The 20,604-nt window shown below is 59.4% G+C and carries 15 protein-coding genes; 4 read left to right on the top strand and 11 right to left on the bottom strand.

The genetic code is table 11. The annotated features are described in order from the left end of the window. The 3 genes from ETQ85_RS26435 to ETQ85_RS24625 all read left to right on the top strand — a co-directional run. On the top strand, positions 1-361 hold a 361-nt coding region (locus ETQ85_RS26435), incomplete at its 5' end, for a hypothetical protein (protein WP_187394856.1). After that, on the top strand, positions 361-756 hold the full coding sequence (locus ETQ85_RS24630) for a hypothetical protein (protein WP_148581651.1): 396 nt from the start codon (positions 361-363) through the stop codon (positions 754-756). The genes ETQ85_RS26435 and ETQ85_RS24630, both read left to right, overlap by 1 nt. 226 nt (positions 757-982) lie before the next feature. Next, positions 983-2,116, top strand: a complete 1,134-nt coding sequence (locus ETQ85_RS24625; RefSeq protein WP_148581650.1) for an ISAs1 family transposase — start codon at positions 983-985, stop codon at positions 2,114-2,116. Here ETQ85_RS24625 and ETQ85_RS24620 read toward each other — a convergent pair. Continuing rightward, on the bottom strand, positions 2,106-2,378 hold the full coding sequence (locus ETQ85_RS24620) for a helix-turn-helix domain-containing protein (protein ID WP_148581649.1): 273 nt from the start codon (positions 2,376-2,378) through the stop codon (positions 2,106-2,108). The two genes, ETQ85_RS24625 and ETQ85_RS24620, sit on opposite strands and share 11 nt — an antisense overlap. Before the next feature lie 394 nt (positions 2,379-2,772). Between ETQ85_RS24620 and ETQ85_RS24615 the strand changes: the two genes are divergently transcribed. Next, positions 2,773-3,204, top strand: a complete 432-nt coding sequence (locus ETQ85_RS24615) for a hypothetical protein (RefSeq protein ID WP_148581648.1) — start codon at positions 2,773-2,775, stop codon at positions 3,202-3,204. A gap of 35 nt (positions 3,205-3,239) precedes the next feature. Here ETQ85_RS24615 and ETQ85_RS24610 read toward each other — a convergent pair whose 3' ends face one another. The 10 genes from ETQ85_RS24610 to ETQ85_RS24565 all read right to left on the bottom strand — a co-directional run bounded on the left by ETQ85_RS24610 (position 3,240) and on the right by ETQ85_RS24565 (position 20,335). Next, on the bottom strand, positions 3,240-6,080 hold the full coding sequence (locus ETQ85_RS24610) for an ATP-binding protein (protein WP_148581647.1): 2,841 nt from the start codon (positions 6,078-6,080) through the stop codon (positions 3,240-3,242). A gap of 63 nt (positions 6,081-6,143) precedes the next feature. Continuing rightward, positions 6,144-7,874 (bottom strand): acetate and sugar kinases/Hsc70/actin family protein, encoded by a 1,731-nt coding sequence (locus ETQ85_RS24605; protein ID WP_187394855.1) that lies wholly within the window; start codon positions 7,872-7,874, stop codon positions 6,144-6,146. A 26-nt stretch (positions 7,875-7,900) separates the two neighbouring features. Then, on the bottom strand, positions 7,901-9,376 hold the full coding sequence (locus ETQ85_RS24600) for a hypothetical protein (RefSeq protein WP_148581646.1): 1,476 nt from the start codon (positions 9,374-9,376) through the stop codon (positions 7,901-7,903). A gap of 24 nt (positions 9,377-9,400) precedes the next feature. Next, positions 9,401-12,289 (bottom strand): DUF1156 domain-containing protein, encoded by a 2,889-nt coding sequence (locus tag ETQ85_RS24595; RefSeq protein ID WP_148581645.1) that lies wholly within the window; start codon positions 12,287-12,289, stop codon positions 9,401-9,403. 300 nt (positions 12,290-12,589) lie between these two features. Continuing rightward, on the bottom strand, positions 12,590-13,627 hold the full coding sequence (locus ETQ85_RS24590; protein ID WP_148577996.1) for an IS5 family transposase: 1,038 nt from the start codon (positions 13,625-13,627) through the stop codon (positions 12,590-12,592). After that, positions 13,624-13,857, bottom strand: coding sequence for a hypothetical protein (locus tag ETQ85_RS26745; protein ID WP_222862298.1), 234 nt, complete (start codon positions 13,855-13,857; stop codon positions 13,624-13,626). Before ETQ85_RS26745 ends, ETQ85_RS24590 begins: the two co-directional genes overlap by 4 nt. Positions 13,858-14,021: 164 nt before the next feature. After that, positions 14,022-14,486, bottom strand: coding sequence for a hypothetical protein (locus ETQ85_RS24580; protein WP_148581643.1), 465 nt, complete (start codon positions 14,484-14,486; stop codon positions 14,022-14,024). Between the two features lie 117 nt (positions 14,487-14,603). Next, positions 14,604-15,260: a retron Ec78 anti-phage system effector HNH endonuclease PtuB gene (ptuB, locus tag ETQ85_RS24575; RefSeq protein ID WP_148581642.1), complete on the bottom strand. Its 657-nt coding sequence runs from the start codon at positions 15,258-15,260 to the stop codon at positions 14,604-14,606. After that, positions 15,261-16,769: an AAA family ATPase gene (locus ETQ85_RS24570; RefSeq protein WP_148581641.1), complete on the bottom strand. Its 1,509-nt coding sequence runs from the start codon at positions 16,767-16,769 to the stop codon at positions 15,261-15,263. Then, positions 16,766-20,335 (bottom strand): helicase-related protein, encoded by a 3,570-nt coding sequence (locus tag ETQ85_RS24565; RefSeq protein WP_148581640.1) that lies wholly within the window; start codon positions 20,333-20,335, stop codon positions 16,766-16,768. The genes ETQ85_RS24570 and ETQ85_RS24565 overlap by 4 nt, the downstream gene beginning before the upstream one ends. Positions 20,336-20,604: the final 269 nt, after the last annotated feature.

Raw genomic sequence — 20,604 nt, 5'->3', positions numbered from 1 at the left:
GGTTATTCGAGGTGCCCTTAAGGGTGTGGTTCAATTTGAAGAAAATGCTATAAAGAAAGCCGAAGAGCTACGTTCTCGCCTAAGTGAGTATCAAAAGCAGGTTGCTGAGGATGTTGAAGATGGTGTTAAAGGGGCTGATCAATGGCTAGAAAAAACAATAAGGCAATTGGAAAAGCTTGATCGTTTGATTGGTGATGTTTATTTGAATAAGTCTGTAAAAAAAGGTTCAATTGCTCAGTTGTCTGCAGGTCAAAAAGATACTTCTTCTTTTGCTCAGGCTTTAATCGAAAAATTGGGTTTAATTCTGAATAGGCAGGGTGGGAGGGAGCGGAAGAGTTTGGGTTCTCTGGGAGGGCAGTAATGACTAAGCGCGCAATCAACATCACTCCTGAAATGGAGGATAAGATTGTATCTGTTATAGAGTCTGTTTCAGAGAAAATATCTTGGGCTATAGTTATTGAATCTATAGATAAGGTGCTCAGGCAGAGGTATACGGAACAGGGTTTAAGAAAGCGTCAGAGAATAGCCGATGCGTATCAAGTTAAAAGACTATTTCTTGCTAGGAAAAAGAGTTTTCGAGGGAGCATAAGGTCGCAAGATGCTACTGCAAGGAAAATCGTTGAGTTGGAGTTGAAGGTTGAAAGACTTGAAAGGGAGAATAATAAGCTTGTAGCGAAGTTTGCTGTTTGGAGCTTTAACGCAGCCGCTAATCACATAACTGAGGTGGAACTTAATGCGCCCATTGTGAATGACTGACAATAGAGCCTATTTTCCAAGACGGGCTATGCACAACACTTCAGGCTGTGGTTGTTATCATTTTATTATTAAGATAAAACAGTAGTGACAGGACTAGGGCGTTAGCCAGGGCAATCGTAGCGACCCGACATACCCCACCGCAAAATTTCGTTCACCTTCATGAACTTACACGCCCCCTGTTCACAGCCGCATAAAGTGTGTAGTTTCCTGGCTTTTTGGGCTTCCCATGAAGACAGGAGTGATGCCGCTGATGCAGGTGTTTGTTTCGATCTCCGATCCGCGCAGCCCTCGGCACACGCAGCACGATCTGGCCGAACTTCTGACGGTCGTGGTGTGCGGGGTGCTCAGCGGCGCGGACGACTTTGTGGGCATCGAGGAGTGGGCCAAGTTGAAACTCGACTGGCTGCGGGGTTTCATGAAGCTTGAGCAGGGCATCCCCTCCCACGACACGCTGGCCCGCGTGTTCGGGCTGATTTCGCCCGACGAGTTCGAGGCCGCCTTCCGGCGCTGGGTGGGCATGGTGATCCCCGCGCTGGCAAAAGACACGGTGGTGGCCATCGACGGCAAGACCAGCCGCCGGTCTCACAACAAGAATGACGCCGACTCCCATCCGCTGCACCTGGTGAGCGCCTTCGCCGCCGGCCTCGGGGTCGTTCTGGGGCAGAAGGCCACCGAGGAGAAATCCAACGAGATCACCGCCATTCCCGAGCTGCTCAAGACCCTGGCGCTCCAAGGGACGATCGTGACCATCGACGCAATGGGCACCCAGACGAAGATCGCCGAAACGATCCGCAAAGGCGAGGCCGACTATGTGCTGTGCGTGAAGGACAACCACCCGAATCTGCTCGATTCGATCATGTTTGCCGGGCTGGGCCCGGAAGGCGCATTGCAGCCCTGCTCGACTGACGAAGTCACGGCCACCAAAACGGATCATGGCCGTCTCGAGGTGCGCCGCTGCTGGGCCTACGACGCGGTGGATCGGCTCTACAAGCATGAACAGTGGCAGGACATCCACAGCTTCGCCATCATCGAGCGCGAGCGCACGGAGGACGGGCGGACGAGCATTGAGCGCGCGTATTACATCAGCAGCCTGCCCGCCGACGCCGCACGCCTGGCGCGTGCGGTGAGGAGCCATTGGGAAGTGGAAAACCGGCTCCACTGGTGCCTCGATGTTCAACTCGCGGACGACCAGTCCCGCACTCGCAGTGGTTTCGCGGCCAATAACCTCGCAATCGTCCGCCATATCGTGATGAATCTATTGCGCCTCAACACCACCAGCAAGGTGGGAATAAAGAACAAAAGATTGATGGCTTCGGCGTCTGACGAGTTTCGGGCGGAGGTGCTCGGATTCATGACGTGACGGTGCGATTGCCCTGGGGCGTTAGCAACACGTGAACAGGAACTCCGAATGCTGTCGCCAACCGTTCAATGTTGTCGATGGAAATATTTCTCGCTTGACGTTCAACGTGAGCAACGAAGGTGCGGTGCAGGCCACACTCCAGAGCTAGATCCTCCTGCGACCATTTTTTTCCCTTCCGCAAGCGAATTAAATTTTTAGCGAGTAGCGAACGCGCGCTAGGGTTGCCTTGTGGGCATTGTTGGAGTTCGGAAACTGGAGACATGGGTTCAGTCTCAGCAGTTGCTGCTTTTAAGTCAGCCGCGTTTAAGTCACAATGTTGCTTTGAGAGGTGAGGGTCGAGTCGTCTCCCTTCAGTCCAATCGTTCTCGTGAAAACCGACTTAAATCGTCTTTTAGGACGTTATTTGTCTGTAACTAGTTGAATTTATTGTTTTTAATTTATGTGAGTCTCAAAAAAGTAGGTGCTTGCCAAAGCGGTATGCGAGCCGGAGGTTGGCGGATGCTTCGCGATGGAGGCTGGCATGCAGACCAGGTGAAGTCGGCCTGCGCTGCTATGGTTCGCAAGCAGGCCCGAATTTCACTTGCTCGCCATCTCATTCAACTTATTCGAAATCTCAGTAGTTACACACCTCGATTCATTACGAAGGATGCCAGTCGATGTTCGTTACTCACGCGCTTGCGCACCACCCGTTTGTGTCCAAGCTTCTGGGAGCAGGAGAAGATGCATGGACCTCGATCCGACTGACCGCGACGGAAGAATGGTTCTATGTCACTTATGTTGTGAATGCCGATGACGGGCAGTTCTGCGAGACGGCAATGTTTGCTACCGTTACACACCTTGTCGATGCTTTCCGAGACCGTGAGAGGTTGGGGGTGGAGATTCGAGAGCTTAGTCTTGTCAGTCAACTCCCCCGCAACAACTCCGAGGGGTGGAGGATGGAAGTCCTCAGCAAAATATGGCGTGCCAAGGACTCCATCAATGGCCCAATTACATATCTGTATGAGTTGGCCAACGGTAACCGATACAGCACGTCTCGCGATGCTCCAGAGGGTCTGGAGGATTACGAGCTTCTTCTGGCAGTCCTGTGACTTCGTAAAAGCGTGCGCCCAACTTGCGGCGAGTCCTACTCGAACTCCGCCACCTTGAACTTCAGGACGTTGCAGTTTTCCTTTACCGCTCGCTGCAAGCCGTCGTCGAAGCCGGCCGACGACTCGGCCCGGATCTCCACCGAGATCTCCACCCTCACGCCGCTACGGGCGGTGAACTGCTGGATGACCTCATCGACCAGGTCGGCGAACTGCTTCTTGGCCAGAATCGGATCGAGATCGATACCCCCGTAGTAGCTTGTCCTGGGCGCGCTCTTGGCAGGCTCCGCGATGCCGGGCTTGTACTCCTTCCCGGGGCGCTCTTCGACCTTGTTTCCTTCCGTTCCTGTGCTGCCCGACGACGAGCCTGTGTCGGTGCTCGTTTTTGCTGCCCTGGCCCGCTCTGCGTCTTCGGCTACCCGTAGCGCATCGGCATACGCTGCGGCTGCGCCGGGTTCGATCACCAGCAGCGAGTCGTCCATGATCAGCGACGTGCGCTTGCCGTAAGTGAAGCCGATGTAGCGTTCCTCCTCCCTGCCTTGTGCGAAGCCGAAGAAGTCCCGGCTCTCTGCACCGGCGCCCAGCGTCGCCTGAAACACCGTGTCCTCCTTCAGGCGCGGCAGGTAGAGCTGTTTGCAGGTTTGCTGCCAAACCTCCAGCGGGTGGACATGCTTGACCTCGTCTTTCCAGAACCAGTCCTTGAGCATCTTGGCCAGATGGATCGGCGCCCACTCGGTAATCAGAAGTTCGTTCTCCTTCAGCACCCGCTCGATGTCCTGCGACAGGTTTTGCGCGCCGGCATTGAGCTGAAAATGCTCCCAGCGGATTTCGGACAAGCCCTTGCCCGGGCGGGCCTCCTGCATCGGCGCGATGATCCACTTGTAGGTCTCGCGGATCATCCGGCGCAGGGCGTCATTCGCATCCTCCAGGCTCTTGCTGGCCTGCCTGGACTGGAAAACGTCGAGGTTGAGCTTCGCTTCCTTGATGTCGCTCACGATGGTGTGCCACGCCATCGTCGAGCGCACCTGTTCCTTCAGGCGGCTGACGCTGTCGTAGTCGGCGGCCAGAAAGATCAGCCGGTTTTGCTTGAAGCGCGGCTGCTCGCCCCGCTGCTTGAGGATCTCGCCGGCGCGGTCGATCGCCAGGCTCTGGCCCGAACGGCTGAAAGCCGCATCCGGCGGCAGGACCACGAGGCGCAACTGCCAGTCGTCGGGCACATCGCCGCTCGCCGTGAAAATGTGGATGCCGCCAAACAGCCCGCTCGCCAGGACTTTCTGGATACGGTCGCGGATGACCGGGAACACGTCCTCCTTGTCCTGGAAGCGGCGCTTCCGGTCTTCCATCTCCCGCCTGAGGTTCGGACGGGTGTCGAACCAGAAGCGGTTGTTGCCGCTGTTGAGATAGTGGAGGCGGTCGGCCAGGCGACGCAGCGCGTCCTTGTAGATGCCGACCTGTTGCCCGGGCTGGGCGACGCCGAGGGCGACGCGTTCCAACTCGATGCCTCGCACCATCTGGTTGACGGTGCACGGCGCGCTGCCAAGGAAGATCGCCCGTGCCGTGCGCCGGCAGGCCTGCACGCTCCCGAGGCGGGTGTCACGGTTCTCGATCTCGGTCGTTTCGGCCCGCTCGCCATCCACATCGCGCTCGACGACCGGGTCCCAGCCGGGGGGGAGGTAATAGATGAGGTCGTTGCGGGTTTCGGCATCCTCCAGAGGGAAGCTACCGGGCATGATCAGCGGGTCCTTGTCATTGTCCTTCCACAGCCGGTGGATGACCTTGGCCATCAGCTTGAGCACCCCCCGGGTGCGCTGGAAATTGTCCAGCGAGGACCAGTCTTCGTACAGCCGGTCGAAGACTTCCGGGTGGATCGGGTACGCGCGCATCAGGCGCTCGAAGTAGCGGCTCTCCTGCGTTTCCCGCGGAAACTCTTCGCTGTTCGCCGCGTAGTAGTCGGCGAAGGCCCGGCACACCATTTCGGCTGCCAGCTTGTCGTTGATGTTCGTGAACAGCCGGCGGCGGACGATCTCGAACGCTTCCTCGGTACCCACCGGCTTCCATAACGCCTGGATGCGACCGAAGTAGTGCGACAGGGAGGCCAGCGCCCGCACGCCGCGCTGGCTGCCCGCCTCCTTGTCCGATTCGGGAAGCGAGGCCAGCAGCACAGCGGTCGGAACGGCCTTCAGCGCTTCCGTCAGCGCCTGCACGAAGCTCAGGTTCGAATCGAAACTGCCGCCGGTCAGCACCTTGCCCTCTTCGAACTGACGCACGTAGGCCACCAACTCGTCGATCAGGATCACGCAGGGTGCGTAGCGGCTGAGCAAAGTTTCCAGTACGGCCTTTCCAGGCGATGTGCCCGAGGCGTCCGCCTCCGCCACCAGCGCGTAGCCCTCGGCCTTGCCCAGTTGCCAAGCCAGGTCGCCCCACAGGGTCCGGATCGCTTGGCCGTCGCGCAGCACCGGCTGGTTGGGCGAGGACTTGATGCCATCGAGCACGGCGATCCTGGCGCGCGGCAGTTCGGTGACGCGGGCAGCATCCAGAATGGCCGGGACACCGGGCAGGTCACTGGCAACGGCCTCACCTTTGGCGAGGTGATAAACCGCGAGCATCGTATGCGTCTTGCCGCCGCCGAAGGCAGTCTGCAGTTGAATGACCGGATCGCCCCCCTTGCCGGCCAGGCGCTTGACCACCGAGTCGAGCAGCAGACGCATCCCTTCGGTGATGAAGGTTCGCTGGAAAAATAGCGCCGGATTCTGGTACTCCGGGGTGGCCGTGCCGTCATGGACGCGGGACAGGTCAGCCGCGAACTCGGCTTGCTGGAAGGTGCCCTTGAGCACGTCTTCATGCGGAACGGCGATTTCACGCCAGGGCTTGAGAGTCATCGGAAATTCGAAATCTGAGTTAGCCCAAGCAGCAGGCTTGGGCACGTTGAATTGCGTGAGGAATCAGGCACCACTCAACTGGAGGCTTCCGGCGGCATAGCTGCTACGCCCACCTCCGCCGCCAAAGGCTTGTGGTCCCTCGACGGTTTCAGGAAGCTCCGCCGCTGCGCCGCCAATAGCCACCGCAAGTTGGGGGTATACAGGCTCCAGATCCGGCGTTTGCTCCGGAATCCAGCTGGGCAGAGGGTTAACTCCCGTGCGGGTAATGCGCTTGCCCCGAACCTCGACCCAACCTTGTGCAAGCTCCTTCATCATCGGCAGCTTCGCACCGCCCCCGGTCAGGATGACGGAAAGTCCGGCCTGGCTCAGATAGTTCAGCCAAGTGTCGTCAATGGACTCCAGAACCGCCCGAAAGCCGGTCTGAACTCGCTCGGCAAACTCCCGCATCGGGCGCGAGGCCAGGAAGTCCTCCTGATTGATGCGCCCAGGTGTGCTGTCTGCCAGCACATACTTAACTTCGCCAGTTTCAAAGAGACGCTCTTTCAAGCGTCGAATACGCCGGCTCAGATCGGCGGCGACCAGCCGACCCTGGGAGTCTGTGACGTCCACGGCCTGAGCGTCCAGAATGAATTTCTTAAGCATCCCGTCGACCTTGTCGCCGGCCTGCAAGAGCGCCTTGATGGAGCCCGGTACCTGAAACACCCGGGAGGACTCGTCCTCTTCGTTCTCCCTCAGGATGAACAAACCGAAGTCGGTCGTACCCGCGCCCACGTCAATCACAACGAAGGGAAGTCGTTTTTCCTGGCCATCGACAAGTGCGCCGGCCGCAACCGCGACCGGCTCCGGGACACCCTCTGCGATCAGATATTCGGGCCTGCGCGGCAGACTCCGCACCTTGTCCACCGCAGCCTTTACCAGTGCGACGTCTATGCCCCCCTTCCACTGCCCGTGAAAGGTGTCGGCGAGAATTTGTGCCTCAGCGAGCCACTGACGCATCAGGCGATCGGCCCAGGTTTTTTGCGCTGCAGAGGGCCAGCAGGGATGGGCGAAACGCCGCCTCACGTGGCGATGGGATGGCTTTTCGCTCGAAAACCAGGTTTGTAGCTGCGTTACACCCAAATCGGTGAGGTAGGCCAGATAGATCCGGATGAGATCGCCTTCCGTCAGCTTTACTTCGGAAGGGTTCAGCTCTTTGGACAGAATATAGGCATCGAGATCTCCCTCGACGCGCAGGCTGAGCCAGCTTTTGATCGAGTCGAGACGCTGCCGTCCGGAATCCACCAGTTCCTGGCTTCCCTCGACGGCCTCAAAGCCGAACAGGACCTTGCCTGCATCAGAGATGAATACTGACGACGGTACGGCATAGCCTTCCCCACCGGCCTCTGCGCCCAGCTCCAATTCATAGGACTGCCCGTCCACCGACATGGCGAAAGCTTTGGACATGGCGGTACCAAAGTCGAGGCACATGAGCAAGTCGGGCTCATCCACTTCGTATTTGTGGATCGCGTCCAGATTCAGTTCGACGGTTTTTACCGTGACCGAGGGCTTTTCCCGCAGTGGCTCCTCAACGGGTGTCGGCCTGGAGGGCGAGGCCGGCACCGCAGGGAGCGTGTCGGAAATCCTGTCACGCACTTCTTCCTGAGGAGGTGTCAGTGAAACACGGTGGTCCTCCTTCAGCAGGCTCAGCGCTACACCCAGCGCCTCACGCTCGCCGCTCGACACTGTGCCGATTGACCCCCTGTCGATTCGTTCGATCAGGCTTTCCAGTAGATACTTGGCAACTTCGATGTTCACCCTCGTACGCTCCTCGTTGGTCCGACTTATTCCACTAGGCCCTTTACCACGACATCCCCCACACTGCCGTCCTTACGTACTCTCACCACCGCCGGCTGCTTGAGAATGACTTTTTGTCGATCTGTTGCGCCAATCTGTGTAAAGAGCTTTGGCGCAAAGTCCACCTGCTCCCCTGGTGTGCCATACAAGGCAAGGCCTCGGTGGTGTGCTGCAGCCTCCACCTGAAGAGCCAGGGCTTCCAGCCGGGTAAAGCAGTCCGAGGTCACGGCCACCAGACCTTGCTCGTAGATGTCCAGCGTCGCCATGAGCGGATTGCGAATCCCCTCCATCGCCTGCCGAGCCTCCTTGGCCGCATGCAGGGCCAAACCGATGGACTCGTCGGCTTCCCGGGCTGCGGTCTCCTGCGCGGTGTTGCTCGACTCCCGTCGAACGGGCAAACGGCCATGGGTCAGCCAATGCCGGGTGTCTTCGTCCATCTCGGGATGACGTTCCGCTATCTCCCTGGCAATTGCCTGCGCCCTTTGTGGGAAGTTCGAGAGCATATCCAATTGCGCCAGGAGCTGCTGATCTCTTACGCCCTGGCGCCCCAAAAGGATCAGGGCTTCTCGAATATCCTTGATCAGGAGCGACAGGCAGTCTTGCAAGGCAGACGGCCATGACCCACCGCCCAGGAGTTGTCGACAGTAGCTCACCGCCTGAAACATGGCAGGGTCCGTCGCCACCGAGAAGCGGGTACGCAACACCTCGTGGGTCAACAGCATTACTTCCTTGGCAAGTTCGGTCTGGACCTTTTCATTCTGTGGTCGCCCTACGGCCCTGAACGGCACGGATACCAACTGATGCAAAGCCTGCCCGACAGCATCCCCCGCCTCCAGCTCCGAGGCTGGAATAACACCCCGTAAAGCGGCCAGAATGCGGGTGAGTCTGCGGGCGAGGCTATCTCCCGGCGCTTCGGTTTCCGGGTGCACCTCCCTCAGTGGGTTAGCAATGCTCGTCAGCATCGAAGCGATCGAGTCACTTTGCCGCAGTAGGCCCGTAGCCAGTTCAAGACGCGCATTCTCGCCTTGCTCCTCTTCAGCAATCGAGCGGGCCAGGTAAGCCTTTAGCCAAGGGGCCTCGAAGAGGCCGCAGGCCCTGGCCACGTTAAGCCGGTCATCGGCTTCTTTGAGTGCTTGCAGTGGCGGCAGTGATTCCGTAAAAGCAGGTGCTAGCGCTGTAGCAAGACCCGCCTGCAGACGCTTGACGACTTGTGCTGCCCGTACTACCTCCGCCAGAGCCAGCAGCCGTTCTTGGGCTGGCAGTGCTTGATCTGTGGTTGCAGTAACCAGAGCCCGAAAGCCGCTCTGAAAGCGGCTGTCGTCTGCCTTCTTGGGGATCAGCTTGGCCCGGATCAGAGTAGTTAGGGCCTGCTGCCTTTCTGCGACAGGGCAGTCCCGTGCAAAGGCCTCAAAGGCGGCCTCGGCACTGAGGCCCGGTGCCTCATCAGTTCTCGCCAAAGTCATTCTCCAGTTGCTGTTTCACCAGGCTCAAATTTCAAAACTGCCCTGCGCGCCCACTACACCCGCATCGGTCGAGGCCTGTTCGATGCTCGTCCACGCGGTCACCAACTCGTTGTAGGCCCGTGCTTCTTCGGCCCAGCCCTTGCGCTCGCACAGCGTGTAGAGCCGGTAGGCCAGTGCGCGAACCGACTCGGCGCGGGCCGGCATGCGGGCGAGCAAGGCGCCGGCAGCTGACTCGCCTTGTTGATTGATGGCGCGGATCAGGTGGTGCAGGGCTTCCCAGACCGGCGTGCGGGCGTCGGTTTCCGGACTCCAGTCGGCCGGAAGCTCAGCCCAGCGGAGAAGGCGCAAATTGCCCTTGCCGCTTTCGATCACGCCGGCTTCGGTCAGACCGGAAACGCTGGTGCCCTTGGCCCGGGCCAACACGTCGGCTTCGCCGTACTTGCCTTCGGCCCAGCCCTGGCCCTCGAACCAGTGCAGGCAGAACTGGGTGTCGTGGTCGAAGTCGTCTTCGGCGAAGAAGCGGTTGATGAGTTGTAGTGCGGTACGGACATTCATCGGTGTTCCGTCGGCTTCGAGGACGGCGGCGTAGTGGCTGAAGATCGCCATGCCGGGGCCGATGATGGCCTGACTCAAGTCCACTGGCGCGACCGGGCTGTTGATGCCGCCCCGGGTCATGTCAAGAAGCGCATCGGGCAGCACAGCGTTGAGTTCACGCAGAAACTCGCGTCGGCTGACGGTGGGTGCTTCGGTGGCACGTTTGCGGCAGACGAGGACGATGCTGGAAGCGAGGGCGTTAGTGCCTATGCCAATCGAGCGGGCGTCGCGTTCAGTACGCATCGGCCAAGTGCCGGAGATAGAAAAGCCCGCGCGGATCACCGCTTCGAGAAAGGTTTCCCATCCGGAGCTGGAGGTGCCGAGGTCATCCTTCGTCTCAGCCTGTTTGAAAGCGTAGTAGATCGTCACCGGGAAGGCCGGGTGGGCCTGCTCGGCAAGATTGTGGATGGCGCGGGTCATACCGTCGAGGAAGAAGGCTTCGGCCTGCTCCCTGCCACCGTGGCGGTAAGGCGTGGCAACCAGTTCCTCGGCCTTGGGGACTGCAAGCGTCGCATAGAGGCCGGGGAAGATCGGTTTCAGGCTCTTACGCAGCCATACGTAGAAAAAGTCGGACAGGTCCGCGTAGCCTATGTTGTCGTAGTACGGGGGGTCAGTAGATACAACTTTACCCGCACTTATCTGCTGAGTTTGAGCATCTGCGTGTTGAGCAAATCCGTGTTTCGTCGAAGCTAGTGCAGGCATCGCTCGGCAGATGCCCGCGATTGACACATTAAAGTCGCCCGCAGCGCCTGCCAAGGTATTCACTTCTGCGTAGTCCCAAACCATTGGTAGAGCTTGCCGCCCAAAAGTAGTCTTGGCTTGATCTCGCGTTGGACTCCATGCGACGAGTGAACTGTTGTAGTCCGTAGTTTTATCGACGGCTATCCCCAAATACACTCCAACTGCCTGTGCATAAGCCGTCGCGCGCAGCCCCCCTGCATCCAGGCCTACGCCATCATCATTGATTCCCGCATTCACAGCATCCTGCCGGCAGCGCTCAATGACTTCATGTACCAGATCGGAAAACGTCGTCAGTGCAACCAGTTGACGAGAGGTAAAGAGGTGTCCCCATTCTTTCAAACCGTAGGGAACACACGTGCCGCCGGTGAGTCGGGCCGGCACCTCACCTGAGGGCCTCCAGTCCGGTCGCGCTTGAGTAGCAACGACCTCATGTTCTTTGCTCGGCGTCAGGTAAACGCGCCCGCGTATCCCTTCGGCCACAATCGCCATCAACCGTGCCCCCATCCGGCCAGCCTGCCCCTCGGCCTTGATGTAATCGCCACCGATCGGTGATTGCGACAATAAGCAGGCGAAGTTTGCGCCGCGTCCCGCAGCCTTGGTGCCGGCCTTCGCCGCTTCGGTCAGAGCCCCGATCCTCACCGTAAACCGATACGAATCCCCTTCGACGATCGGCTCGACATAGGCCTCCTTGCCTTCCTTGCTCGCCAGCACGAAAGACGAGGCCAGCGGCACCTCTGCATGGCTAAAGGCAGGGTTGGGGCTTTTTACCGTGCGCGCCCACAGCCACGCGATCACCGTCAGATGCTGGCCGAGCAATGGCGCGAGGTCAGGCCGTTCGGCCGCCATCCCGGGAGTGACTTCGACTTTCGGATACAGGTGACCGATACGTTTCTCGGCCTCGGCGCGCATCCACGCGCCGTAACGACGCACGTCCTCGGCGAGTCCCTTGGCGCCGGACCAGTCTTCAGCGAACTTGCCCTGCTTGTCGCCAACCAGCCGTGGCCCGACCGGCGATCGGCCGGCAAAACGCGGCGGGATCTCGATCATCGCCTTGTTGATCGTCACTGCCACCGGGTTGAGGTCGGACGCGTAGCTTTCGAGCCCCAAGCGCTGTGCCTCCAAGGGCAGCGCGCCGCCTCCCGCGAAGGGGTCGTGGAAGGCGGGCAGCTTGTCCGGGTTGAAGAGTTCGGCGGCTTGCGGGTGTTTCCTATTGAGCTCACAGGTTTCGCGCCAGCTGCGCACGATCTCGGCGCGGGCGCGGTCCAGCACCTCTTCGTTGTTGGTGTTCTCCCACAGCACCAGGTCTTCGATGATTCTGAACAGGCGCTCGCGCTCGATGGCAGCCTTTTCCTTGTTCGCCCCGTACTTAAACCCGCCGCCCTGCTGGTAGCCCGGATCATTGACCATCTGCGCGAAGATCACTGCTCGTGCGGTCGCCAGTGGCCGGCGAGCCCACCACAGATGCAGCGTGCTCGGGTGGCCGTGGCGGATGGATTTTTCGCGGGCCGAAGCGACGTTGATGGCGTCGAGCGGGAGGGCGACTTCGATGAGTTTTTTTGGAGTTTTGACTGCAGTCATGGGCTAACGGATCTGAAAGGTAGGTGTGCCCTGCTCGTACAAGGCATTGCCCTGGTGGTCACAGATGCGCAGATAGTCGAATGGAGATTCAGGAATAAGCAGGTCCGATGCGTTTTGGGCCATCGTCTCAAGGACGGGCACCTCGAATAACCCGAGGTTTTCAGTAAATCCCACCGCGCAATGCTGATCACGATCGAATTCTGATCAGTTTCTTCGGCACATAACCGCCGTCGCCGGCAGCGCCGTCCCGTTTTTGCCTCGAATCGCCTCGGGCAGCGGCGATTCGGCCAATTTCTGGCGTCAGAAGGCCTCGATTCCGGCCTTCTGGAGATAGACCAGCCGCTTCAGGTTGTAGCAGGCCGCCATCATCGTCATCGCAAAGTTCGCGCGCGCCCGGCCGATGGTGCGCAGCAACTTGCCGCCCATCTGCTCGATGGCCCCGAACACGTGCTCGACCCGCGCACGCGTCTTGGCGATGCGCTTGTTGCGTCGCTGCTGGCAGTCGGACAGTGGCTTGTTGCGATGGCCCTTGCGTTGGATCTGGTTGCGGAAACCGTTTTCCTTCAGCCAGGCTTCCCGCTCCGCCGACGGATAGCCCCGGTCGGCATAGACGTCCCGGCTCGTGTTGGCCGTATCGAACACGTTGTCGAAGTGCTGGCTGTCGTGCGTGCTGGCCGTGTCGGTCTCGATCTTGCGGATGATCTTGTACTTCATGTCGACGTTGATGGAGAGCTTGTAGCCGAAGTGGCTCTTGCCGTGTTTCTTGGTCCAGGTGGCGTCGAGGTCCTTCTGGCGCCGCTTGGCGGGCTTCCAGGCGGCCGGCATCGCGCCTTGCTCAATCAACGCTTTCTCGCCCCGGCTGTTGTGCTGCTTGGGCGCAGGCACCAGGGTCGCGTCGATGATCTGACCACCGCGGGCGATGAAGCCCTTTTTGAGCAGCTGCGCCGAGACGCCGTCGAACAACGCCTTTGCGCCGGCTTCGCCGATGCGGTTCTCGAAGGTCCACACCGTGGTGCGGTCGGGAATGTTCGTTGCGTTCGCCAGCCCGCAGAAGCGCTTGTAGCTCATGCGATCAAGCAGCTGGTACTCCATCTGCTCGTCCGACAGGTTGTACAGCCGCTTCAGGACCAGGATGCGCACCATCGTCTCGGTCGGGTACGGCGGGCGGCCACCCTGGGGGCTGACCGGCCGGGGCGCGATGCGATCGACCTCGGCCGCCAGCGCCACGAAGTCGATGTAGGACTCGATCTCGACCAGCGGATCGCCCAGGGTATCGATCTTCTTGCGGTGATGTTCGTCTGCGAACAGGTCGGTCTTGATGGCGCTGCGCGGTTTCATCGGAGTCGGCTCGGGGCGGATTCAGAACGATGCAATTTTATCAAGAGTGGGCGAGTCGAGGTTTTTCGAGGCGCCCGGACTTCGTCGGCACGCTTGCGCAGCCAGGCATCCCCCGCATAGGCTTGGGTCACGGTGAGGTCCAGCTCGATGGTATGGCTGTTTTCCTCACAGAGGGTCCGGTAGGTGATTTCGGTGTAGTGAAAAAACAGGCGCGCCAGCGTCGGGCTCAAGTCCAACTCGGCCTTAGTCAAAACTCCTTTGGGAAGACGAGCCTGGACTGACTCACACACCAGCTCACAGGCGCGCTGAAGATCGATTGTCTCTCGACTCACGATGGGCGGTGCGGGCCTCCCATCGCCAAATATCGGCTCGACAGACATGAGGTGCATCCCTCTCAAAGTGCGCCATGCAGGGACGCATGGAGCTTGTAGCCTTGCCCCCGGACGACCTGCCAGATCTGCTCCGTCAAGGACTCAATATCGCTCTGCATCTGCTCTTCGTTGGCCGAGGCGGGATCTGGAATTACACCTCCCGCAGTGGGGTAACTATCAAGCGTCGTCTCGAGCGCATCGGAAATGAGATGCCTCATTTCAAAATCGAAGTCCTGGAAATCGAGACCGGAGGATTCATCGAGATACTTTGCAATCCAGTCTTCAATTTCTTCGATGTGGCGAGTCAGCTCGTCGAGACTTCTCTGCAAATGCTCAAAGCTTGGCAATTCAGCAATCAGGGGAAGGTAAACGTCGATGACGCGCCTTAGTTCAAGGAGGTGACGCACATACCCACTTACCACGAAAGGAAGTTCGTCAGGATTCTTGAGAGCCGGTCTTTGGCGAAGATTGGGATTTGGTCGCCGCATGATTAATCCTTCAGAGGGTCTATCGCTTTGGCCAGCAACTGGTCGAGATCAAGGTTCATGTTCATAACAGCCCAATCAGGCTCCTGCATGAAAAGCTCGATGATGTCGTGCAGACCCTCATCCTCCTCTCCGATTTGCGCTTTGGCGTGTCAGCACGTGCTTGATGGCAGTCGAAAATGGCAGATTGGCAATGTTGGCGATTTCCTCTTCCAGCAATGGCAACCACTGATCTTCAGGAAACACCTCCGCCATCTCAGCGAACTCTTCAGCGGTTTGTACGTAGCCCGCTACTTCGCTGCGGCGGATTTGATTGAGCACACCATCGAGGTGAAAAATACGAATACTCGCCTCAGCCCGCTGCCGATCTCTGTCCGATAGCCCCGCACGCGGGCGTATGGAACCGTCGTCCGAGAAGACCAGAAACTGTTCAGGGTCTTCCTCGTCGGGCTTGATCAGGTCTCCCGGGGGGTAATTCCCACATTTGTCTTTGTGGTCGCCGCAGCTGCCTGCGCGATTGCATGAGCCAAACAGGTTGGTCCAATCAAAGCTGCCTTGCGGGTAGCGGCTACGCTGTCGAAAGTGTTCTATGTGGCGCGAAAAGTCGCTGATGGAAGCCTCGCAATAGGCGCAGCGCTGGCCTTGCATCAGGTCGAGCTTGGCCCAGATTTCCTGCCGCTCCTCAGGCAACGGGCTGCCCATCGACCACTGATCGCGGCCATGTTGATAGCGGGCTAGGCAGGTGGGCGGAATGGCATCTCGATGAAGCTTGTGCATTCAGTTTCCCTCACCCAGCTTGCGCGGCAGTCTTCGCTTGAACGTTTGCAGGCGAATCATGCGTTCGCACTCGCGCATCACCGGGTGATCGGCGCCGAAATGCGCTTCCATCCTTTCCCTTAGTGCCATCCCCTCGGTTTCGTGCAGATCCTGCTGAATCAGCGCGTGATAGTCGGACACCATCTGCGCCTCAGGCAAGTCTGGGATCGGATTGACCCCCATGATCTGCGCCAACAGATCGGAACTCGCCACTCCCTTGGTTTGGAGGGTGACGGGCTTGATTGTGGAGACCTGCTCCCCGGTTTCAGAATCGGTCTCCTGGCCCAACAAGCGAATGCACGAGCAATCAACGCTGGTCAGCACTTGCGGGCTGTGGGTGGTGACGATGAATTGGAGCTTGGGGAACGCCGCCATCAAGTCCGTCAGAACGGTTTGTTGCCAGCTTGGGTGCAGGTGCATGTCCACCTCATCAATCATGACAATTCCGTGCGTACGGCGTGGAGCAGCTTCACCGAGATGAGCGTTGAGTTTGTAGCAGCGGTATGCAATATCGCTAACCAGAGCCAGCATGTTTCTTATTCCGTCACTGAGTTGGCTGACCTTGAGTCGTCCATTCTGATCGTTGGTCAAGACCAGTTCCTCATGCTCGGCGCTGTACTCCAGAGTGTGCCACCCGGTATGGGGTTTGAGAATGCAATCCACAACCTTTTGTACAGCCTTGAAAGGAGCGATGAGCCCATAGGCAACGTCGGCATTCAAGGGTAGTTGTTTTTCAAGATTGCGAATCTGCGCCTGGAAGTATGATTTATGAACCCGACTAAACCACGCCGCAAAGTGTTTATAGCTGGAAGCAGGGTCCAGGCAATCACGGTAGGCAAATGTGCGCGACTGGGTTTCGTCATCACTTTTTTCGTGGACGGCGGTGAGTTTTTTTTGTGCCCACAGGCGACCTGTCCCATAGTAGCCCAACATCGGCAAGTCATCAGGGGGGGACTGGCTACTGGAAAATATTCGCAGTTCCAGCGCTTTGGCAGTCTCGTTTAGATTCAGCGCCTTTACGACAACGAGATCCTTTGTTTTGGTGCCTTTTTTCACACTGTCACGATAGCGTACGCTTTGCCAGGGAACATTTTCGGCGTAGATAATGGAAAAATCCCGCGTAGCCTCCTCAGCTTGAGGGCACGGATCTTCAATGACATCCTCGAGTATCAGCCGGCGAACATGCATGTTTCCTGAAGATTTTATTTCTGCCGGCAGGCGCCAGTCCATTTCGTGAGCTTCAACCTCTTCTCGCCGAACGTCATCGATATGAATGCTGGTAACGTCGTTGGTTGTGCTGCCCAAGTCAAAACCAGCAACGAAGGGCCAAAGGGCAATTTTGACGGCATCCAAGACCGTAGTCTTGCCTTGACCGTTTTGAGCCACCAATACAGTCATCTGCGGATGAAAATCCACCGAAAGTGCAGCGAAGCAACGATAGTTTTTCAGATAAATATGATCAATTTTCATGATTGCTGTCCCTGCACTGCGCGACTTAATAGTTCATTCAAGTCCAGATTGACGCTGGTGACTGCCCAATCCGGCTCTTGCATAAAAGGCTTGGTCACGTAGAACGGCCCCTCGTGCATGTCCCCATCGACCAGGACGATGGCCAGGATGAATTTGTCCTGCTGGTTCAGCCCGTAAAGAATTTCGTTGCGGGTCACGGTGATCGTCGTTGCGCCCTTGGCGCGGCCCTTGACCTCGATGTGACGCGAGGGCGGGAGTTTGCCACCGATGGCGGGAGGCAAGCTCGTTACGTCCCAGCCGCACTTTTGCGCCGACACGTCGATGACTTCATGGCCGAGGGCGCGTTCGGCGTCCATCACAGCGTTCATCGCGACCCATTCGATCCTGGCGCGGGCGGCAGCATCGGCGGTCCATCCTGGTGCCCCCTTGCGCTGGGCCAGCAGACCGGCCGGGATCACCAGGGCGCCTCCCACGACGACTGGTGTTGCGGAAATGACGTGGCGCATCGCCAGCAGCTCCTTTTCGCGGGACGCGCGGCGCGCGGTCAGCTCGTCGATCGTGCGGCGGACGTTCTCCAGGGTGAGACGCACATCCTTGCCGGCCGCGATGTCGTCCTGCAGCTTGATGTAGCGGTCCGACCAGAAGTTGATCTCCTTGACCAGGCGTTCATGGACCGCGGCCAAGGTCTTGTCCACACTCTTCTCGCGTCGGGCCCGCACCTCGCCGAAGTGCTCCGGAACCAGGTGGGTGGAGGCGTGGGCCAGAGCTTGCTGCTCCAGGTTTTGAGTGATCCAGGGGGCACCCAGCACGTCCTCGATCAAGGCGGCGTCGGCTTTGGCTATGGGCTCAAGGTCCAGGTGAGGCGCCCAGCCCGCGTTGCTCGCGCCGCCCTGCGGATCGATCTCGACGAACTGCATGCGGCGGGAGACGATGTAGCCCCTGGTCAGTGAGTCGCTGTGCTGGCCGCCCGGCGCGGCGCCTTCCTTGACGCAGTGATCGATGATGAACATCACCTTCGGCGTGATGCCGCTGTCGCTCGGGTCGACTAGCACGGCCCCCTGTTTGAGCTTGTTGCGGTGCTGTTCCAGGACGAGATCGGTGACCGACTGCATCAGCGGGTGTCCCGGGTGCATGAGGCTGGCCATTGGCGTACTGATGCGGTCGATCAGGCGGACGTACTGCTTCTCGAAGCAGACGCGCTCGTAGCGTCGCAGCACCGGGTCGGCGTTACGCCTGTCCCGGCCGGTGATCTGGCGGTCGCGCTCGCGGATGTTGGCCGGGACGTGGGTGATTTCGTAGCGCCCGTGCTCGCGGGGGCGCAGTTCGCCGCCCAGTTGCTGGAAGGCTTGGTTAAAGAAGGAGCGGATGAAATAGGGCTGGAGCTTGCGGGCTTCGGCCTTCTCCATCTCTTCCTTGACCGCAAACAGGCGCCGCTCGTCCATCACCTCTTCGCACAGGGCGTTTCGTTTGATGATGGTTTCGAGGTGCGCGGTATCCAGCGCACCTTCTATCTTGCACAGCAGGCGGGCGCGTACTTCGGGGTCGGCCCCGTAGCGAATCGCTTCGATCAGCAGGTCCTTGAGGCTCCTTTCCTCGAACACTTCGCCGAGGATGTCAAACACCCGGCCGCCCAAGGCTTCCCGCTCGACTTCCAGCTTCTCGAACAGGCGCTGGAAGACGTCGCCCTCCCGGGTTTCGGATGCCACCAGGTTCCACAGGTGGCAGACCTCGGTCTGGCCGATCCGGTGGATGCGGCCGAAGCGCTGCTCCAGCCGGTTGGGGTTCCAGGGCAGGTCGTAATTGACCATCAGATTGGCGTTCTGGAGGTTCACCCCTTCGCCCGCGGCGTCGGTGGCCAGCAGCACCCGAGCGGTCGGATCGTTGCGGAATAGCTCCTGCACCTTGCGGCGCTCTTCGCGTTTGACACCGCCGTGGATCATGACGACGGACGCTTCGTTGCCGATCACGCCGCGGATCTTTACCGCCAGATAATTCAGCGTATCGCGGTGCTCGGTGAAGATGATCAGCTTGCGCTGACGTCCATCTGCGTCGTGCATCTCGGGCGTGTTCTGCAGCAGCTTCGATAGCTCATCCCACTTGCGGTCCTGACCGGAATGGACGACCTGGCGGGCCTGCTCCTCCAGCGCTTCGAGAATGAAGATCTCGGCTTCGAGTTCCTGAATCGTCTGGGCCGCAGTGGCCTGATCGACGATCGCCTCCTCGAAGTTCTCATAGTCTTCGGCAGACAGGGATTCGGCCGACTCCCAGATGTCGTCGCCGTTTTTTCCGTTGCCGTTGACGGCCGGCTCCGAGGTTTCTGCCAGGGTCTGCCCGCGCTGCCGGAGCTTCTCTTCCTCGACGCGCCGCCTGAGCTTGTGGCGGCGACGCTTGAGGGACTGGTAGATGGCCTCCGGGCTGGAGGCGAGGCGACGTTGCAGCGAGGTCAGCGCGAAGCCCACCGTCCCCTTGCGGCCACCGTCCTGGAGCTGGTCGGCCCGGTTCATTTCCTCCTTCACGTACTCGGTGACGGCGGCGTAAAGCGCGGCTTCCAGGTCGGAGAGCTTGTAATTGGTGGTGTAGGCCCGGCGCTCGGGGAACAGGCGTGTCCCGTCGAAACGGAACATCTCTTCTTTGACCATTCGGCGCATCAGGTCGGTGACATCGACCTTGTGTGCACCGTCGCGGAACTTGCCGTAGAAGCGGTCGGAATCCAGCAGGGACATGAAGAGCTGGAAGTCTTCCTCCTTGCCGTTGTGCGGCGTAGCGGTCATCAGCAGGAAGTGGCGGGTGATCGAACCCAGCAGTTCACCTAGCTGGAAGCGCCTGGTTTTGTTGACCTTGTTGCCGAAGTAGTTGGCCGAGAGCTTGTGGGCTTCGTCGACAACGATCAGATCCCAGTGAGACAGGCGCAGTTTCTCCAGCAGGTCTTCGCTGCGGGACAACTGATCGACCCGGGCGACCATCAGGTCCAAGTCGTCAAAAGGGTTGCCGCTGCGGGACTGCTCGACCTGCTCCCGCGAGAACAGCGTGAACGACAAGCCGAACTTCTCGAACATTTCGTCCTGCCACTGCTCGACGAGGCTGCCGGGGGCGACGATCAGCACGCGCCTGGCGTCGGCCCGCATCAGGAGTTCACGGATGAACAGCCCCGCCATGATGGTCTTGCCCGCTCCGGGATCGTCCGCCAGAACGTAGCGCAGCGGCTGCCGGGGCAGCATCGACTCGTACACCGCCGTGATCTGGTGCGGCAAGGGCTCCACGTTGGACGTGTGGACGGCCATCATCGGATCGAACAGATGGGCCAGATTGATCCGCCACGCTTCGGCTGCCAGCTTGAAGTCTTCGCCAAGCGCGTCGAAGGCCCACGGTCGGCCAGCTTCGGCGAGCGAGAGCTTGGTTTCGTCGGTACGGAACAGCATCCGTTCCAGAAGGCGGCCGTCAGGCGTCTTGTAGTAGACGGTGAGGGCGTTGTCCCCCACTGGTTCGGTCGTGACGATCCGCACCACCTGAGCGGGCTCGATGCCCGAAACGGCAGCGTTCTTCTTGATGTCTTCGAGCTTGAGCATGAGTTGTAAGGGCCGAAGGCAACCGATCGGGCAAGACTTGGGATTATGAAGGAGGACGAGGGAAAGCTCGACCGTCTGGTAAGACATCACTGTCGGTGAGGGCTGGGCGCCCCGGTGGAGGCCTGGCGACTCCGACCCCGTGCCTTATCCGTAAGCGTCCAGCCAAGTCATCTTCTCAGTCGCTCGTGATCCCCTGACGATCATGTCCTCCAACACCATCCTCTGGAGGACACATGGACGCTTCAACAATCAATCTTCCCACCGCCGGT

Source organism: Zoogloea oleivorans, from assembly GCF_008107625.1.
In the GTDB taxonomy this organism is placed as follows: Bacteria; Pseudomonadota; Gammaproteobacteria; order Burkholderiales; family Rhodocyclaceae; genus Zoogloea; species Zoogloea oleivorans.
Note: the sequence above shows the minus strand (reverse complement) of the source record. Positions and strands in the feature narration are given on the sequence as shown.

Excerpts from the sequence above, each read along its gene's own strand:
- ETQ85_RS24565 (WP_148581640.1), bottom strand. The coding sequence starts at position 20,335 with ATGCTCAAGCTCGAAGACATCAAGAAGAACGCTGCCGTTTCGGGCATC.
- ETQ85_RS24580 (WP_148581643.1), bottom strand. The coding sequence starts at position 14,486 with ATGCGGCGACCAAATCCCAATCTTCGCCAAAGACCGGCTCTCAAGAAT.
- ETQ85_RS24615 (WP_148581648.1), top strand. The coding sequence starts at position 2,773 with ATGTTCGTTACTCACGCGCTTGCGCACCACCCGTTTGTGTCCAAGCTT.
- ETQ85_RS24590 (WP_148577996.1), bottom strand. The coding sequence starts at position 13,627 with ATGAAACCGCGCAGCGCCATCAAGACCGACCTGTTCGCAGACGAACAT.
- ptuB (WP_148581642.1), bottom strand. The coding sequence starts at position 15,260 with ATGCACAAGCTTCATCGAGATGCCATTCCGCCCACCTGCCTAGCCCGC.
- ETQ85_RS24630 (WP_148581651.1), top strand. The coding sequence starts at position 361 with ATGACTAAGCGCGCAATCAACATCACTCCTGAAATGGAGGATAAGATT.
- ETQ85_RS24570 (WP_148581641.1), bottom strand. The coding sequence starts at position 16,769 with ATGAAAATTGATCATATTTATCTGAAAAACTATCGTTGCTTCGCTGCA.
- ETQ85_RS24600 (WP_148581646.1), bottom strand. The coding sequence starts at position 9,376 with ATGACTTTGGCGAGAACTGATGAGGCACCGGGCCTCAGTGCCGAGGCC.
- ETQ85_RS24620 (WP_148581649.1), bottom strand. The coding sequence starts at position 2,378 with ATGTCTCCAGTTTCCGAACTCCAACAATGCCCACAAGGCAACCCTAGC.
- ETQ85_RS24595 (WP_148581645.1), bottom strand. The coding sequence starts at position 12,289 with ATGACTGCAGTCAAAACTCCAAAAAAACTCATCGAAGTCGCCCTCCCG.
- ETQ85_RS24610 (WP_148581647.1), bottom strand. The coding sequence starts at position 6,080 with ATGACTCTCAAGCCCTGGCGTGAAATCGCCGTTCCGCATGAAGACGTG.
- ETQ85_RS24625 (WP_148581650.1), top strand. The coding sequence starts at position 983 with ATGAAGACAGGAGTGATGCCGCTGATGCAGGTGTTTGTTTCGATCTCC.